Annotated in this window: 15 protein-coding genes and 2 tRNA genes; 13 read left to right on the top strand and 4 right to left on the bottom strand. The window is 71.6% G+C overall.

Going from position 1 to position 16,843, the window contains the following annotated elements; all coding sequences use genetic code 11:
• Nucleotides 1-245 precede the first annotated feature (245 nt).
• The 7 genes from ACV7NM_RS16045 to ACV7NM_RS16015 all read left to right on the top strand — a co-directional run bounded on the left by ACV7NM_RS16045 (nt 246) and on the right by ACV7NM_RS16015 (nt 7,595).
• Nucleotides 246-1,406: an acyl-CoA dehydrogenase family protein gene (locus ACV7NM_RS16045; protein ID WP_463410906.1), complete on the top strand. Its 1,161-nt coding sequence runs from the start codon at nt 246-248 to the stop codon at nt 1,404-1,406.
• The gene (locus ACV7NM_RS16040; protein ID WP_463410905.1) at nt 1,403-2,338 is read left to right on the top strand and encodes a bifunctional MaoC family dehydratase N-terminal/OB-fold nucleic acid binding domain-containing protein; all 936 of its coding nucleotides are present in this window, start codon (nt 1,403-1,405) and stop codon (nt 2,336-2,338) included. Before ACV7NM_RS16045 ends, ACV7NM_RS16040 begins: the two co-directional genes overlap by 4 nt.
• Entirely contained in the window at nt 2,338-3,492 is a 1,155-nt protein-coding gene (locus ACV7NM_RS16035) for an acyl-CoA dehydrogenase family protein (RefSeq protein WP_463410904.1), read from the top strand. The genes ACV7NM_RS16040 and ACV7NM_RS16035 overlap by 1 nt, the downstream gene beginning before the upstream one ends.
• Nucleotides 3,479-3,904, top strand: a complete 426-nt coding sequence (locus ACV7NM_RS16030) for a MaoC family dehydratase (RefSeq protein ID WP_463410903.1) — start codon at nt 3,479-3,481, stop codon at nt 3,902-3,904. Before ACV7NM_RS16035 ends, ACV7NM_RS16030 begins: the two co-directional genes overlap by 14 nt.
• Nucleotides 3,901-5,067 carry a lipid-transfer protein gene (locus tag ACV7NM_RS16025; protein WP_463410902.1) on the top strand — a complete coding sequence of 389 codons (1,167 nt, stop codon included), beginning with the start codon at nt 3,901-3,903 and terminating at the stop codon, nt 5,065-5,067. The genes ACV7NM_RS16030 and ACV7NM_RS16025 overlap by 4 nt, the downstream gene beginning before the upstream one ends.
• A 136-nt stretch (nt 5,068-5,203) precedes the next feature.
• A complete protein-coding gene (locus tag ACV7NM_RS16020) occupies nt 5,204-5,737 on the top strand; it encodes a SigE family RNA polymerase sigma factor (protein WP_463410901.1) in 534 nt (177 codons plus the stop codon).
• 208 nt (nt 5,738-5,945) lie between these two features.
• On the top strand, nt 5,946-7,595 hold the full coding sequence (locus ACV7NM_RS16015; RefSeq protein ID WP_463410900.1) for a long-chain fatty acid--CoA ligase: 1,650 nt from the start codon (nt 5,946-5,948) through the stop codon (nt 7,593-7,595).
• Nucleotides 7,596-7,698: 103 nt separating this feature from the next.
• On the opposite strand, the gene ACV7NM_RS16010 is transcribed toward ACV7NM_RS16015, so the two are convergent.
• The 3 genes from ACV7NM_RS16010 to ACV7NM_RS16000 form a co-directional block, all read right to left on the bottom strand.
• Nucleotides 7,699-8,274, bottom strand: coding sequence for an antibiotic biosynthesis monooxygenase (locus tag ACV7NM_RS16010; protein ID WP_463410899.1), 576 nt, complete (start codon nt 8,272-8,274; stop codon nt 7,699-7,701).
• 13 nt (nt 8,275-8,287) lie between these two features.
• On the bottom strand, nt 8,288-11,743 hold the full coding sequence (locus ACV7NM_RS16005) for a response regulator (RefSeq protein ID WP_463410898.1): 3,456 nt from the start codon (nt 11,741-11,743) through the stop codon (nt 8,288-8,290).
• Nucleotides 11,744-11,862: 119 nt separating this feature from the next.
• Nucleotides 11,863-12,288 carry an SSI family serine proteinase inhibitor gene (locus tag ACV7NM_RS16000; RefSeq protein WP_463410897.1) on the bottom strand — a complete coding sequence of 142 codons (426 nt, stop codon included), beginning with the start codon at nt 12,286-12,288 and terminating at the stop codon, nt 11,863-11,865.
• Between the two features lie 365 nt (nt 12,289-12,653).
• Between ACV7NM_RS16000 and ACV7NM_RS15995 the strand changes: the two genes are divergently transcribed.
• Together ACV7NM_RS15995 and ACV7NM_RS15990 are read left to right on the top strand one after the other, a co-directional pair.
• Nucleotides 12,654-12,744: transfer RNA gene (locus ACV7NM_RS15995), tRNA-Ser, on the top strand.
• A 231-nt stretch (nt 12,745-12,975) separates the two neighbouring features.
• Nucleotides 12,976-13,048 (top strand) — tRNA-Arg (locus ACV7NM_RS15990).
• A 56-nt stretch (nt 13,049-13,104) separates the two neighbouring features.
• Here the strand turns inward: ACV7NM_RS15990 and ACV7NM_RS15985 are convergent.
• Nucleotides 13,105-14,022, bottom strand: coding sequence for an SMP-30/gluconolactonase/LRE family protein (locus ACV7NM_RS15985; RefSeq protein ID WP_463410896.1), 918 nt, complete (start codon nt 14,020-14,022; stop codon nt 13,105-13,107).
• A gap of 108 nt (nt 14,023-14,130) precedes the next feature.
• On the opposite strand from ACV7NM_RS15985, the gene ACV7NM_RS15980 reads away from it, so the two are divergent.
• From ACV7NM_RS15980 to ACV7NM_RS15965, 4 genes are all read left to right on the top strand, one after another.
• The gene (locus ACV7NM_RS15980; protein ID WP_463410895.1) at nt 14,131-14,565 is read left to right on the top strand and encodes an Lrp/AsnC family transcriptional regulator; all 435 of its coding nucleotides are present in this window, start codon (nt 14,131-14,133) and stop codon (nt 14,563-14,565) included.
• Nucleotides 14,562-15,440, top strand: coding sequence for a DUF2797 domain-containing protein (locus ACV7NM_RS15975; RefSeq protein ID WP_463410894.1), 879 nt, complete (start codon nt 14,562-14,564; stop codon nt 15,438-15,440). Before ACV7NM_RS15980 ends, ACV7NM_RS15975 begins: the two co-directional genes overlap by 4 nt.
• Nucleotides 15,441-15,619: 179 nt before the next feature.
• Nucleotides 15,620-15,961 carry an antibiotic biosynthesis monooxygenase family protein gene (locus tag ACV7NM_RS15970; protein WP_463410893.1) on the top strand — a complete coding sequence of 114 codons (342 nt, stop codon included), beginning with the start codon at nt 15,620-15,622 and terminating at the stop codon, nt 15,959-15,961.
• Entirely contained in the window at nt 15,942-16,823 is an 882-nt protein-coding gene (locus tag ACV7NM_RS15965) for an amidohydrolase family protein (protein ID WP_463410892.1), read from the top strand. Before ACV7NM_RS15970 ends, ACV7NM_RS15965 begins: the two co-directional genes overlap by 20 nt.
• The last annotated feature ends 20 nt before the right edge of the window (nt 16,824-16,843 follow it).

The raw sequence follows: 16,843 nt of genomic DNA, 5'->3' as shown, positions 1-16,843 counted from the left end.
GACTGATCGGGGCGCCCGTGTGACCGGACCGGCTGGGGTCCGGTAGCGCGGGCGCCCCCGTGTGCAGCCCCTCCCCCCGATGCCCGCTCAGCCGATGCCCGCTCACCTGATGTCCACCGCTCTTGATCGTCGTGCCCTCCTCGCGCCCTCCGGCCGCTCTTCGTTGCTCGTCGGCACCTTGACACCGACCGCAAATCTGACGGACAGTCAGTTTATTCGTCGATGTGAAGCCGGGAGGCCCGCGCGTGCACCTCGCCCCGACCGGAAGCCAGTTGCGGCTCCGCTCCGAACTGCGGGAGTACTTCCGCGAACTCCTCCCCGACGGGCCGCCCGAAGAACCTGACGCCCAACGCGCGCTGTTGCGGCGCATCGGCGATGACGGACTGCTCGGCCTGGGCTGGCCCGTGGAGTACGGCGGCCAAGAACGCGGCGCCGACGAGCAGTTCGTGTTCTTCGACGAGGCGTATCGGGCCGGGGCCCCCGTCTCCATGGTCACCCTCAACACCGTCGGGCCGACCCTGATGAGGTACGGGACCCAGGCGCAGAAGGAACACTTCCTCCCGCGCATCCTCAAGGGCGAGCTCGTCTTCGCCATCGGCTACTCGGAGCCCGAGGCCGGTACCGACCTCGCCTCGCTGCGCACCCGAGCGGTGCGCGAGGGCGGCCCCGAGGGCCAGTGGCTGATCGACGGGCAGAAGATCTTCACCTCCAACGCCCAGAACGCCGACTGGATCTGGCTCGCCTGCCGAACCGATCCCCGGGCCCCCAAGCACAAGGGCATCTCGATCATCCTGGTGCCCACCGACGCCCCCGGCTTCGGCTGGACCCCGATCGAAACGGTCGGTGGACTCACCACCACGGCCACGTACTACGACTCCGTCCGCGTGCCCGCCGGCCACCTCGTCGGCCCCGAACACGGCGGCTGGGGGTTGATCACCAACCAGCTCAACCACGAACGCGTGGCCTTGGCCGCCATAGGCATGCAGGCCGAGGACTTCTACGAACGCGCGCTGGCCCACGCCCGTACCCCCGACCCCGTCACCGGCGAGCGCCCGGCGGACCGGCCCTGGGTACGCTCCCGCCTCGCCGAGGCCCACGCACGGCTGGCCGCCGTACGCCTCCTGAACTGGCGCCTCGTCCAGGACGTCGGCGACGGCACCCTCGGCCCGGGCGATGCCAGCGGCGTCAAGTTCCTGGGCACCGAGTCCACCGTCGAGGTGTACCGGATGTGCCAGGAAGCGGTGGGCGAGGAGGCCCTCGTACGCGGGCCCGCGGGCTTCGCGGGAGGCGAGCTGGAGCGCATGAACCGCGCCGCCCAGATCAACACATTCGGCGGCGGGGTCAGTGAGGTCCAGCGGGAGATCGTCGCCATGATGCGGCTCGGCATGAAGGGGAGGAAGCGATGACCGCGGACCCGGCCGGGGGCCTTGACGAGGCGGCCCGCTTCCACGCGCTGCTGAAGGAATTCGAAGGGCGGCCCGCCGCCACCGCGGGACGCGCCAAGGACCTGGTGAACGCACCGATGATCCGCCACTGGTGCGAGGCGATGGGCGACACCAATCCCGCCTACACCGGTCCCGACGCCATCGCCCCGCCGACCATGCTCCAAGCGTGGACGATGGGCGGGCTCTCCGGACACAGCGACCGCTCCTCCGCCTACGACGAGCTCTTCGCGCTCTTGGACGGCGCCGGGTGCACCTCGGTGGTCGCCACCGACTGCGAGCAGGAGTACCTCCGCCCGCTGCGCCCGGGGGACGCCGTCACCTTCGACGCCGTGATCGAGTCGGTCTCGCCGCGCAAGTCGACCAAGCTCGGCGCCGGCCACTTCGTGACGACCCGGATGGACGTGCGCGCGAACGGGGAACTCGCCGGTACCCACCGCTTCCGCATCCTCAAGTTCGCGCCGGCCCGGCGGCCCCCGCAACAGCGACAACCCGAAGCGCGCCGCCCGCGGCCGGTGATCAACCGCGACAACCAGGGCTTCTGGGACGGCGTGCGCGCGCACAAGCTGCTGATCCAGCGCTGCGCCGCCTGCGGCACCCTCCGCTTCCCCTGGCTCCCCGGTTGCCACGCCTGCGCGAGCCCCGAGTGGGACACCGTCGAGGCGAGCGGGGCCGGCACCGTCTTCAGCTACGTCGTCATGCACCACCCGCCCTTCCCGGCGTTCGACCCTCCCTACGCGGTCGCGCTCGTGGAACTCGCCGAGGGAGTCCGGATCATCAGCAACATCACCGGTGTCCCCTATGACAAGGTGCGTGTCGGTCTGCCCGTCCGACTGGAGTTCCTGCGCGTGGACGAGGACCTGGAACTGCCCGTCTTCCGAGGAGGCGAGGGCTGATGGACTTCCGGCCGACCGAGGAACAGGCCGCCGCGGCCGGCCTCGCCGCCCGCATCTTCCGCGACCTCTCCACCCACGAGCGCCTGGCGGCCGCCGGGACCGGAAGCCACGCCGAACTGTGGAAGGCCCTGACGAGTGCCGGGTTGACGGCCGCCGTCGAGGACATCGGCCTGCTCGGCCTGGTGCTCCTGTTGGAGGAACAGGGCCGCACGACGGCCCAGGTCCCGTACGCCGCCACCTGTGCCTACGGAATCCTCCCCCTGGTCCGGCACGGCAGCCCCGACCAACGCGCCCGGCTGCTGCCCGCCCTCGGGACGGGTGAGGCGGTGGCCACGGGCGCCTTCCCCGGGCGGGGCGGGATCAGCGCCACACCGGACGGCCGGCTCACCGGCACAGCCCCGGTCGTCCCGTGGCTGCGCGACGCCACCCATGTCCTGGTCCCGGACGCGGGGCGGTCCCTGTGGCTCGTACGGACCGACCTGCCCGGTGTGGAAACCTCCGCGGTGGAGACCACCGCGCCCTGGGGCGCGGGCCGGCTGACGCTGACCGGCGTACAGGCGGAACCGCTCGGGCAGGGGCCGGGGGTCTACGAGGACGTCCTCTCCGTCGCCCGTACCGCCTTCGCCGGGCTCCAGGCGGGCGTCTGCGCGGGCTCGCTGGCCCGGGCCGTTGAGTACACCTCCACCCGCGAACAGTTCGGCCGGCCCCTCTCCACCAACCAGGGGGTCATGCTGCGGGCCGCCGACGCCCACATGGACACGGAGGCGATCCGGGTCACCACCTACGAGGCGGCCTGGCGCCTCGACGAGGGTCTGTCCGCCCATGAGCACGCGCTGACGGCGGCCTGGTGGGCATCGGAAGCCGGCAAGCGGGTCGTCCACACCGGTCAGCACCTGCACGGCGGCATGGGCGCGGACCTGGACCACCCCGTCCACCGCCACTTCCTGTGGGGGCGCCAGTTGGACGCCTACCTGGGCTGTGGCAGCGAGCTGCTGGCCGAGTTGGGCACGCTCCTGGCCGAGGGACCGACGCAGGCCCAGGACGCCGCCGAGTCGCACGTACCCCTGACAACCGCGGTGGGGACGTCGACCTCCACAGCTATCACCTCCGCAGCGACCACCCGCACAGAGGGGATGACACATGAGGGTCGGTGACGCATTGCCGCCGCTGGAGATCCCGGTGACCCGCACGCTCATCGTCGCGGGCGCCATCGCCTCCCGGGACTACCAGGACGTGCACCACGACGCCGAGCTGGCGCGCGAGAAAGGCTCCCCGGACATCTTCATGAACATCCTGACCACCAACGGCCTGGTCGGTCGCTACATCACCGATCATCTCGGGCCGGCCGCCACCCTCCGCAAGGTGGCCATCCGCCTCGGCGCCCCCAACCACCCCGGAGACACCATGACCCTCACCGGCACGGTCACCGCCCTCGACGGGGACACCGCCGAGATCCGGGTGGTCGGCGCCAACGGCATCGGGAACCACGTCACCGGCACCGTCACGGTGTCCCTGGGAGCTCGCCGCGCCCACGGCGCCCCGGAGCGCCAGGGGGCCGGAGAGTGAGCGTCCGCACCCGGGACGAGCTGGGCGGCCGGGCCGCCATCGTGGGCATCGGCGCGACCGAATTCTCCAAGGACTCCGGCCGCAGCGAGCTCAAACTCGCGGTCGAAGCCGTTCACGCCGCCCTCGACGACGCCGGACTGGTCCCCGCCGATGTCGACGGCATGGTCACCTTCACGATGGACACGAGCCCCGAGATCACCGTCGCGCAGGCGGCCGGTATCGGAGAACTGTCCTTCTTCTCCCGGGTCCACTACGGAGGTGGCGCGGCCTGTGCAACGGTCCAACAAGCCGCGCTCGCCGTCGCCACCGGCGTCGCCGAGATCGTGGTCTGCTACCGCGCCTTCAACGAGCGCTCCGGGCGCCGCTTCGGGTCCGGGGTCCAGCAGCGCGAACCCTCGGCGGAAGGCGCGGCCCTCGGCTGGTCGCTGCCCTGGGGACTGCTCACCCCGGCGTCCTGGGTGGCCATGGCGGCCCAGCGCTACCTACACGCGTACCACTTGACCCCTGAGGCCTTCGGCCACGTCGCCGTCACCGGGCGCCGGCACGCCGCGAACAACCCCGCCGCCTACTTCCACGGCAAACCCATCACCCTCGCCGACCACACCGCGTCGCGCTGGATCGTCGAGCCCTTGCGGCTCCTGGACTGCTGCCAGGAGACGGACGGCGGCCAGGCCCTGATCGTCACCAGTACCGACCGGGCCCGCTCCCTGCGGCAGGTGCCCGCCGTGATCACCGCGGCGGCGCAGGGCGCAGGGCGCCGCCAGGAGGCCATGACCTCCTTCTACCGGGACGACCTGACCGGGCTGCCGGAAATGGACGTCGTCGCGCGCCAGCTGTGGCGGACCAGTGGACTGCGGCCGTCGGACATCGACGTCGGCATCCTCTACGACCACTTCACCCCCTTCGTTCTCATGCAGCTGGAAGAGTTCGGTTTCTGCGGTCGAGGGGAGGCCGCGGACTTCGTGGCCGCCGACGCGCTCCCCCTCAACACCCACGGTGGCCAGCTCGGAGAGGCGTACCTGCACGGCATGAACGGCATCGCCGAGGCCGTTCGGCAGCTGCGCGGCACCTCCGTCAACCAGTTCTCCGGCGCTGCTCACAGCCTCGTGACGGCCGGCACGGGGGTGCCGACGTCCGGCCTGATCCTCAGTGCCGACGGCTGAGCCGGAAGCCGGTCCGGCATACCGTCTCCTCCACCTTCAGGAGGTGCGGCCGAGGCCGGCTCTACAACCTGAGACGGATCTCGCTTCGGCACCTGCGACCGATCCCAGGGCGGCGTCGCACTTCTAGCGTTGAGGCATGACCACGCCTGTCTGCACGCTCGCCTCGAACCCGACGCCGTACCCGTCGTTCTCGGCGTACGTCAGGACCCGCGGCACGTCCCTGATGCGCACGGCGCGCTCGCTCACCGCCAATACCTGCGACGCCGAGGACTTGCTGCAGACGGCCCTCGCCAAGACGTATGCCGCGTGGGACCGTATCGAGGACCACCGAGCCCTGGACGGCTACGTCCGGCGAGCCCTGGTCAACACCCGCACCTCCCAGTGGCGCAAGCGCAAGGTCGACGAATTCTGTTGCGAGGAGCTTCCGGAGGCCGAGCAGGAGCCGTTCACGGACGCCGCGGAGGCGCAGGCCCTGCGAGACGCGATGTGGCGCGCGGTGACCAGGTTGCCCGACCGCCAGCGCGCGATGGTGGTCCTGCGCTACTACGAAGACCTCAGCGAGGCGCAGACCGCCGAGCTGCTCGGAGTCTCCGTCGGCACGGTCAAGAGTGCCGTCTCCCGGGCCTTGGGGAAGCTTCGCGAGGACCCGGAGCTCGCCCCGGTCCGCTGACCCGACGCCCCGAACCGGCCAGATGTTTCACGTGAAACCACGCCGCACTACGGCGCGTCGGCCGCTCGCGGTTGGATGTTTCACGTGAAACGGCCAGGGCGCCTGACGCGGTTTCTACCCCCGGGTAGTGACATACCGCGTGGTACGTGCGCAGAATCGGCAGCATCCGTAGCCGCCGTAGCGCCGCAGCGCCCACCGGGAGGACGCTTTGCTGAGCACCATGCAGGACGTACCGCTTCTCGTCAGCCGCATCCTGAGACACGGGATGACGATCCACGGGAAGTCCCAGGTCACGACCTGGACCGGGGAAGCCGAGCCGCACCGCCGCAGCTTCGCCGACATCGGTGCCCGCGCCACCCGCCTCGCGAACGCCCTGCGCGACGAGCTGGGCGTCCGGCAGGACGACCGGGTCGCCACCCTCATGTGGAACAACGCCGAGCACGTCGAGGCGTACTTCGCGATCCCCTCCATGGGCGGCGTCCTGCACACGCTCAACCTGCGGCTTCCTCCGGAGCAGCTGATCTTCATCGTCAACCACGCCGTGGACCGGGTGGTGCTGGTCAACGGCACGCTGCTACCGCTCCTCGCGCCGCTGCTGCCGCATCTGCCCACCATCGACCACGTGGTCGTTTCCGGTATCGGCGACCGTTCCGTGCTCGACGGCCTCGACGTGCGCGTGCACGAGTACGAGGAGCTCCTGGCGGGGCGCTCCGACCACTACGACTGGCCCGAGCTGGACGAGCGTCAGGCCGCGGCCATGTGCTACACCTCGGGCACCACTGGGGACCCCAAGGGCGTCATCTACTCCCACCGCTCCATCTACCTGCACTCCATGCAGGTCAACATGACCGAGTCGATGGGACTGACCGACCGGGACACGTCCCTCGTCGTGGTTCCCCAGTTCCACGTGAACGCGTGGGGCCTGCCCCACGCCACCTTCATGACCGGCATCAACCTGCTGATGCCCGACCGCTTCCTCCAGCCCGCCCCGCTCGCCGAGATGATCGAGCGGGAGAAGCCGACGCACGCCGCGGCCGTCCCCACCATCTGGCAGGGTCTGCTCGCCGAGGTCACCGCGAACCCCCGCGACCTCACCTCGATGAAGCAGGTCACCATCGGCGGCGCGGCCTGCCCGCCGTCCCTCATGGAGGCGTACGAGAAGCTGGGCGTCCGGCTGTGCCACGCGTGGGGCATGACCGAGACCTCCCCACTCGGCACGATGGCGCACCCGCCGGCGGGCCTGAGCGCCGAGGAAGAGTGGCCGTACCGGATCACCCAGGGCCGCTTCCCGGCGGGCGTCGAAGGCCGCCTGATCGGCCCGGGTGGCGACCGCCTGCCGTGGGACGGCGAGTCGGCGGGCGAGCTGGAGGTGCGCGGCGCGTGGATCGCGGGCGCCTACTACGGCGGCGCGTCCGGCGAACCGCTGCGTCCGTCGGACAAGTTCAGCGCTGACGGCTGGCTCAAGACCGGTGACGTCGGCGTCATCAGCCCTGACGGATTCCTGACCTTGACCGACCGGGCCAAGGACGTCATCAAGTCGGGCGGCGAGTGGATCTCCAGCGTCGAGCTGGAGAACGCGCTGATGGCGCACCCGGAGGTGGCCGAGGCGGCGGTGGTAGCCGTACCCGACGACAAATGGGGCGAGCGTCCGCTGGCGACCGTCGTCCTCAAGGAGGGTGGGACCGTGGACTACACGGGACTGCGCGCCTTCCTGGGGCAGTCGATCGCGAAGTGGCAGTTGCCCGAGCGCTGGACGTTCATCGAGGCCGTGCCGAAGACGAGCGTCGGCAAGTTCGACAAGAAGGTGATCCGCAGGCAGTACGCGGACGGCGAGCTGGACGTCACGAGGCTCGACTGACCCGAGCCGCATGTGAGTAGGTCCTACGTGACCAGCTGCGAGCGGCCCGAGCCGGACGCCATGAGGCCCGACCGGTTCGACCGGTCCGACCCGGCCGGAGGCCTCAGCCGCGCGTGAGCCATGGCCGCAGCAGCTTGCTGACGGCGGGCATGGCCACGTAGGTCATAAGGGTGCTGAAGACCACCGTGAAGGCGGCCGTCCGCAGCACGAAGGGCAGATCCACCAGGAACGGCCCGAGCGCCGCGTTGCCGAGCAGCGAGATCGGGAAGATGGCCAGCCCCGAGCTGATCGCCATCTTCCAGCGCGGAGGCGCGGGCCGGGTCGTGCCCGGCTTCGCGAACCACGTCTCCATGCCGTGCAGTTCCCGCCGCGCTATCTCGTGGTGGTGATGGCCCTGGCAGTTGGCGAAGAACGCGGCGCGCTCCGCGGACCTCTGCCACGCCTCGAAGGCGGCCTGGTGACGGAAGCGGTGCACCAGGAACCAGGGGGCGCCCTCCGCCGCCGGCCGGAACAGCCCGTACCCGAGGTGGTCCGGGAAGCCCGCGGCGGCCTCCAGGATTCCTCGGGCCCAGGCCTCGAAGTCCTCCTCGTGGCCCGGCTCGACCTGCCGGGCGATGAGGAGGCTCACCTCACCGTTGTCGGCGGGAACGCTGTGCTCGGTCGTGTGGATGATGGCCATCGGTCCAGGATGACTAGTTGGTGCCGATCTTGGCGAGCAGGTCCACGATGCGGCCCTGGACATCGGCGGTCGTGGCCCGTTCGGCGAGGAACAGCACGCTCTCGCCCGAGGCCAGGCGCGGCAGATCGCCAGGGTCGATCCCGGTGGCCGTGTAGACGACGAGCGGGGTGCGGCTCAGCTGCCCGTTGGCGCGCAGCCAGTCCACGATCCCGGCCCGCCGGCGGCGTACCTGCATCAGGTCCATGACGACGAGGTTGGGCCGCATCCGGGTGGCGAGTTCCACGGCGTCGGTGTCGGCGCCCGCCCGCGCGACCTGCATGCCGCGCCGTTCCAGGGCGGCCGTGAGCGCGGTGGCGATCTCGTCGTGCTCCTCGATCAACAGCACCCGCGAGGGATGCTGCTCACTGTCACGCGGCGCGAGCGCCTTGAGCAGGACGGCGGGGTCGGCTCCGTACGCTGCTTCGCGCGTGGCGTGCCCGAGTCCGGCGGTGACCAGGACGGGAACCTCCGCCGCCACCGCCGCCTGACGCAGCGACTGAAGGGCGGTGCGCGTGATGGGACCGGTCAACGGGTCCACGAACAAGGCGGCGGGGAACGCGGCGATCTGGGCGTCCACCTCCTCGCGGGAGTGCACGATCACCGGGCGGTAGCCCCGGTCGCTGAGCGCCTGTTGGGTCTGGGCGTCGGGCGCGGGCCACACCAGCAGCCGACGCGGGTTGTCCAGCGGCTCCGGCGGAAGCTCGTCGTCCACGGGCAGCGGTACGGGCCGGTTGACCACCTCGACCGCGCCGCCGGGGCCGTCGAGCGGCTCCGGGCCCTCGTCGGACCCCGCTTCGGGCGCTCCTATGGCGAAGGCGCGACCCTGAGGCGCGGGCTCCGACAGCCGACGGCGACGACCGGAACCGCCCGCGTCGACCGAGATGCCCTGGCCGAGGGTGCCGAGAGCGCGCACGCTGATCGGCTGAGAGGCCTCGGTCGGAGTGTCGTGCGGCTGCCGGGCACCGGGTACGGGTACGGAGCCCGCCGAGGGCTCGTCGTCCTCGGAAGCGGTACGGGCCGCGGGCACCGGCCAGGCGGGAGTGTCGGGCAGGGCGCGGCGCCGCCCGGTGGGCGGTACCGGCCCGGGAACCTCCGGGGCCGCAGCGGGGCCGGCTTCGGGAGCCTCGGCCGCGGGCGCGCCGAGCACCCGGCGCCCTCGGCGGCCCACCGGAGCCTCCGCGTCGGTCCCGGCCGGAGCGGGTCCCGCCGCGGCGCCCGGTGCGGGAGTCGTACCGGCGGGCAGGGCGAAGCCGCCCTCGGGGGCGATGGGGCGCTGGGGAACGGGAGCCGTGAGCCCGGCCGCCGGAACCGGACCGGCCGGCTGCGGGAGCGCACTCGCCACCGGACCCGCCGCCGAGCCGGCCGACGCGGCCGGGCCCAACGCGCGGCGGCGACCCGCCGGATGCTCGGTCAGCGGAACAGGCGGCACCGCGGGCACGGGCGGCAGCGCCGGCATCCCGGTCCCCCGCGGGGGCACGGGCTGCCGCGCCGCGGACTGGGCCGGCACGGGCTGCCCGGGTCCAGACTGGGCGGGCTGCGGTCCGCCGGGACGCCGGGGGGCGTCGGGGGCGCCGATGCCGCCGGGTCCGCCCGGGCCGCCCGAACTGCCGTCACCGTCCCGGCCGCGCCTGCGCCCGGTACCCAGACCCGCCGGGTTCACCGGAGACTGCGCCAGCTCGGGCCCGTTCGTACCGGGTCCATTCGCACCGGGTCCATTCGCACCGGGCCCGTTCGTACCGGCTCCGTCGAGCGCGCCGTCCACACGGCGCCGCCCCGACGACAGCGCGAGCGCGCCGCCGGTCTCCCGCGGCCCCTTCGCCTCGTCGGCGGCGTCGTCGAGGAAAGCGTCCACGCCGCGCCGGGCCCGCCGGCCCCCGGACTCGGCCCTGACTCCGGCGCCGTCCTTGGCGTTCGGCTCGGCCGCCGCCTCCGCGGCCGTGGGCTCCTCCGGTTCCGGCTCCGGCAGCGTCACCGTCCCGGCTCCCGCACCCAGCGGCAACTCCAGCACGTAGGTACCGCCCGGCGCGCCGGGCACGTCGACCGTCTGCAGGACTCCGCCGTGCGCGGCCACGATGCCCCGCACGATCGGCTCGTGCACCGGGTTGCCGCCTTCGTACGGCCCGCGCACCTCGATCCGTACGACGTCACCGCGCTGCGCGGCGGCCACGACGATCGTCGAGTCGCTGTACCCGCTGCCCTGCCGGGTCTTGCCCGTCGCGTCCACCCCGGCGACGTCAGCGACCAGGTGTGCGAGCGCGGTCGCGATCCGCTCCCCGTCCACCTCGGCCTCGATCGTCGGCGCGTGCACGGCGAACTGCGCCCGGCCCGGACCGATCAACTCCACCGCGCCGTCGACACCCGCCGCGACGACCTTGTTGATCAGCGTCTTTTCCTTGGCGAGCTTGTCGCTGCCCGCGTCCAACCGCTGATAGCCCAGCACGTTGTCCACGAGCGTGGTCATCCGCGAGTAGCCGGCCGCCAGGTGGTGCAGCAGCTGGTTCGCCTCGGGCCACAGCTGGCCCGCGTCATCGGCGGCCAGCGTCGCCAGCTCCCCGCGCAGTTCCTCCAACGGGCCCCGCAGCGACTCACCGAGCACCGCCAGCAACTGGGCGTGCCGGGCCGCCAGGGCGTCGTAGGGGCGCCGGTCGGTGAAGGTCATGACGGCGCCGACGAGCAGATCACCGTCCCGTACGGGCGAGGTGGTCAGGTCGACCGAGACCGGTTGGCCGGCCTTGTTCCACAGCACCTGGCTGCGGACCCGGTGCTTGCGTCCGCTGCGCAGGGTGTCGGCGAGCGGGGACTCCTCGAAGGGGAACGGCGAACCGTCCGCGCGCGAGTGCTGGACCAGCCCGTGCAGCTCGCGGTTGCCCAGATCGGTGGCCCGGTAGCCGAGGATCTGCGCCGCGGCCGGATTGACGAGGACGACCCTGCCGTCGGTGTCCGTACCCACCACGCCCTCTGCGGCGGCGCGCAGGATCATCTCGGTCTGTCGCTGGGAGCGGGCGAGCTCGGCCTCGGTGTCGACGGTCTGGGACAGGTCCCGTACGACGAGCATCAGCAGTTCGTCGCCGGTGTAGGCGGGCTGCGGCTCGCGGTAGGCGTCACGGCCGTCGAGGTGCGCGGCGGTGACCTCGACGGGGAACTCGCTGCCGTCGGTGCGTCGGGCCGTCATCCTCTTGGGCTTCGCCCGTCCCTCTTCGTCGTCACCGGGACGGCGCATCGAGCCGGGGATGAGCTTCGAGTCGAACTCGGGCAGGAGGTCCAACACGCCGCGGCCGACGAGACCGGTGCCGGGGCTCTCCATGATCTCGAGGGCGATCGAATTCGCGTTGACCACAGTGCCGTTGGCATTGACGAGCAACAGCGCGTCAGGAAGCGCGTCGAGTATTGCTGCGAGGCGAGCAGCGCCTCGGGATGGCCTGCTGCTCACGACGAGCTTCCTCCCTGACCACGACTACCGGCATGTCACGGGAGGAGTCTAAGGGCACCGCCCCGCGGCGGGAGGGCCGATGAGGGGCGGATACCGCACATCCTTGACATCCTCCCAGGTCAGGAGCGCCCACTCGGAAGCACAGGTTCCAGGGTCTTCCACCGGGCGATGTCGCATCCGTTCCTCCGCCGGAAGGTGGCGTCCACCTTTTTGCCGTGCCACGTTCCGGTGATCCGGGCGGTGGCCGGGCCGCCGTCGACCATCGTGCACATCTGACGCTTGGAAACGGGGGCGAAGGGGTCCTTGCCCTCCCGTGCGAGTGTGTCGAGGCGGGCGCAGGCCTCCTCCGCCTTCGGGTGGTTCCCGCCGACCGGGTCGCACTCCAGCCGGTACTCGCCGTCCGTGCGCGGGTTGCCGGTGTCGGACACGGCGATGCCGAGCCGGTCCGGGGTCGACAGCAGCCGCTCCAACGGCAGGGGTGGCAGCGGCCCGGCGGCCGCGGCGGCCAGGGCGGAGGTGACGGCGAAGGCGGCGAGACGCAGCATGGGCACTCCAGGTCGTCCGTACGTCGTACGCCTCACCAACGACCCGCGCGCCCCGACGTTGCGTCCGGGCCGACGCGTGCGCGTGTACGTGTACGTGTCCCTGCGGCCCACGGCGGCACGCGACCGTTCGACGCGGCACCCGGCGGCACCCGGCGGCACCCGGCGGTACGCGGCTGTTCGAGGCGGCCGGCCGGGGCCGCGCGAGCGGTTCTCGCGGCCGCTTCGGGAGCGTCGGCGCTTCGGCTGGTGGATGCCCTTAAGACTTTGCCCCGGGCCCGTCGTTCCTTGTACCGTGGGAGCGGATTGGTGACCGGCCCCGCGCCTGTGTCATCATCTGCACGCACCCTCGTACGCGAGGGTGTGCTGGAGGCGTCGCCTAGTCCGGTCTATGGCGCCGCACTGCTAATGCGGTTTGGGGCTTACCCCCCATCGAGGGTTCAAATCCCTCCGCCTCCGCACCTCGAAGAAGCCCCGGTCCATGAGGACCGGGGCTTCTTCGTGTTTCGAACGCCCCGGGAGGGGTACCGGGCCGGTTCCCGGGAGCCGTCCGGAGGCCTCCGGATGATCTCCCTCCACGCTGTTTCCGCAGGTCAGCAGCGGTGGGGCTAATGGATTTCGCGTCCCGCCGTGGTCCATGTATTGTTGTTCTCGCAAGGCCAACGGGGCGCAAAACCCCGAACAGCCCAAGCACTCGTAGCTTAACGGATAGAGCATCTGACTACGGATCAGAAGGTTGCAGGTTCGAATCCTGCCGAGTGCACAGCCGAAGAGGCCCCCCGGTTCGCCGGGGGGCCTCTTGCGTTGTTTCCGCTGGAGTCAGGCTCGGTGGACGCGGGGCAGGCCGGTCATCGAGAGGACCAGGGAGTAGAGCGAGGTGGTGGCGGTGATGAAGAGGCGGTTGTTCTTCGGTCCGCCGAAGGCGATGTTCGAGACCGGCTCGGGGACGCGCAGCCGGCCGATGAGGTCGCCGTCCGGCGCGTAGCAGCGGACGCCGTCCCGCATCGCGGCCGCCCACAGCCGGCCGTCGTCATCGAAGCGGATGTTGTCGACCGAGGGGCAGGCGGCGAAGACGCGGTCGTTCGTCAGGGTTCCCGTTTCGGTGACCTCGAAGGCGCGGATGTGGCCCGCTCGGGTGTCCGCCGCGTAGAGCTCGCTCTCGTCCGGGGAGAAGACGAGGCCGTTCGGGCCGAGGAAGTCGTCCGCGACCAGGCGGACCTCGCCCGTCGACGGGTCGGCGCGGTAGAGGTTGCAGGCGCCGATCTCGCTCGGCGCGCGCCGGCCCTCGTAGTCGCTGGTGATGCCGAAGTCCGGGTCCGAGAACCAGATCGAGCCGTCGGAGCGCACCACCGCGTCGTTCGGACTGTTGAGGCGCTTGCCGTCCCACCGCTCGGCGATCACCGTGAGGGTTCCGTCGGGTTCGGTGCGGGTGACGCGTCGGTTGCCCTGCTCGCAGGTGATCAGGCGGCCTTCGCGGTCGAGGGTGTTGCCGTTGGGGTGCCCGGCGCCGGTGCGAAACACCGAGACGGCGCCGGTGGCCTCGTCCCAGCGCAACATCCGGTCGTTGGGGATGTCGCTCCATACCGCCTGTCGCCACGCCGGCAGGTAGAGGGGGCCCTCCGCCCAGCGGCAGTCGTCGTAGAGCCGCTGCAGCCGGTCGTCACCGTTGGCGCAGCGGCCCGTACGGAAGCGATCGTCCAGAATCTCGTACAGAGTGGCGTCCGCTATGGATGACATCTTTCCCCCGATGGTCGAGTGATCCGAATTCTGTTCGGTGCGAGGTCGAGATTGCAGGATCAGGTACTGTCTTCGCAAGTGTTGATGGGTGGATGAGGGGAAGATGGCGTGGACGACATCGACCGGGCGCTGCTCCAGCGGCTCCAGCAGGACGCGGGCCAGTCGTACGCCGCCCTCGGCGCGGCGGTCGGGCTCTCGGCGGGGGCCACGCACGAACGCGTACGGAAACTGCGGGACCGCGGAGTCATCCGGCGGACCACGGTCGACGTGGAACCGGCGGCCGTCGGGAGCGGTGTCCTGGCCTACGTGATGGTCGATTCGAATGCCTGGATGGGGGATTCCAGGGCCGCGTTCGAGGACATCGCGGAGATCCAGGAGGCGCACATCATCGCCGGCAGCGCCTCCGTGCTCGTCAAGGTGCGCACGGGCTCGACCGAGCAGCTGCAAGACGTGCTGCGCCGCCTGTACGCCATCGACGGCGTCAGCGGAACGCAGGCCACCGTCGTCCTGGAGACCTTCTTCGAGCGGCCGCTCCCGCTGTGACCTGGTGGTGCACCGGCATCCGGTGGCAGGACGGGCGGCCCGGCGTCGGCTGGTACGCAGTCGACCGCGCCGAGCGCGAAAGCCTGCTCGGCTACGGACAGCGGCTGGCTTTCGTCGCCCGGGGCGAGCGGCACTGTCTGGGAGTACGGCGGGCGGGAAAGCGGACGCCGTGTCCCGCGCGCCGGACGGTGCCGGGGCGGACGGGGAGCGCCCAGTGCCCCGAGTGCGCACGGTTGGATCGGTCCTTCTCCGTGGCCGCCGACACCAACGCCGCCGATCCGCGGCCCTACCGCGTGTACCTCGCCTGGTTCGGCGCCGGCCTGATCAAGGTCGGCATCACCGCCGAGGAGCGGGGGTCGGCCCGGCTGCTGGAACAGGGAGCCGTGACCTGGGCCTGGTTGGGGCGCGGCCCGCTGATGGCCGCGCGGCGCACCGAGGAACTCCTGCGGGCGGTTCTCGGGGTCCCGGACCGGATCGCCTACGCCCGCAAGCGAGCGGTACGGGCCCACCTGCCGCCGCCGGCCGAACGGGCCCGGGAGGTAGCGGAACTGCACGCCCGTGCCGTGGCGCTGCCCGGGTGGCCGGAGTCCCTGGAGCCGGTGGGCTGTGAAGTCGTCGACCACGCGGCCGCCTTCGGGTTGGACGCGCTCCCCACGCCGACGGGGGTGGTCGCCGAGCTGGCGGCGGGCGGGGCCGTGGCCGGGCTGCTGGTCGGCGCGGCCGGGCCGGACCTGCACTTCGCGGACGGGCTCGTGGTGGACACCCGACTCTTGGCCGGCTGGGAACTGGTGGCCGCGCCGGGGAACGCCGTCACCGACGTGCCGGTGGCGGTGATCGCGCCGCCCACCGACGCCGAGCAGGACGGGCTGTTCTGACCGGGCCGGGCCCCCGACCGCCGACCGGCCCCCGACCGCCGACGGCCCCCTCGGTGCCCGGACCGGGCGCCCCGGCCGAGTCCCGACCGGGAGGTACCAAGGTCAAAACTTGGATCCCTTTGGCCCTGCGGCCCCCTTTCGGGTGGACACGCGAAGGGCCGCCACGGAGGGTGGTTGCCATGAGCACCCACCCCCTACCCGCGTACGAACCGCCTTACGTGATGGCCGTTTTCACGAGCGTCCGCACCTCCGACGACAGCGGATACCCACAGACCAATGCCCGGATGGCAGAGATCGTCCGGGGCAACCCCGGGTTCCTCGGCCACGAGTCCGCACGCACTCCCGGCGGCCTCGGCATCACCGTCGCCTACTTCCGCGACCACGATTCCCTCTCCGCTTGGCGGGAGGACCTGGAACACCGGGCCGCGATCGAGCACGGCCGCGCCCACTGGTACGAGAGCTACACGCTGCACGTCGCCACGGTCGAACGGAGCCACGGTTTTGTCCGCGACGACGGTTGAGGCGGTCCGCGCCTTCCGTGACCGGCTCGGACTGCCCGGGCTGGTCGACGTGCACACGCACTTCATGCCCGAGCGGGTCCTGGACAAGGTGTGGGACTACTTCGACGCCGTCGGCCCGCTGACCGGAGTCGAGTGGCCGATCACCTACCGGCACGAGGAGGATCAGCGGGTCGCGCTGCTGCGCGCTTTCGGTGTACGGGCCTTCACCGCCATGCTCTACCCGCACAAGCCGGCGATGGCCGCCTGGCTCAACGCGTGGGCCGCGGACTTCGCCGCGCGGACGCCCGACTGCCTGCACACCGCGACCTTCTTCCCGGAGGAGGGCGTGGCGGAGTACGTCGGCCAGGCCGTCGACGCGGGAGCCCGGATCTTCAAGGCGCACCTCCAGGTCGGCGCATACGACCCGAACGACGAACGGCTCCGGCCGGTCTGGGGGCTGTTGGCCGAGGCCGCCGTCCCGACCGTGATCCACTGTGGCTCGGGGCCGGTGGCGGGGAAGCACACCGGTCCGGAACCAATCGCACGCCTGCTGGCCCGGCACCCCCGGTTGCCCCTGATCATCGCGCACATGGGCATGCCGGAATACGTCGACTTCCTCGACCTGGCCGACCGGTACCCCGAGGTCCGCCTCGACACCACCATGGCCTTCACCGACTTCTCCGAGCAGTTCGGCGGCTTCCCGGCGGCCGGCCTCGGGCGGCTAGCGGACCTCGGCCACCGGATTCTGCTCGGCACCGACTTCCCGAACATCCCCTATCCCTACGAGCACCAGCTGGCCGCTCTCGAACGGCTCGGCCTCGGGGACGACTGGCTGCGGGCGGTTTGCCACGACAACGGTGTGCGGCTCTTCCGCCTGACCTGAACCGGAACGGCCAGGACGCG

It is taken from the genome of Streptomyces sp. Tek67B01 (assembly GCF_055231995.1).
This window is presented reverse-complemented; position numbering and strand designations above follow the sequence as displayed.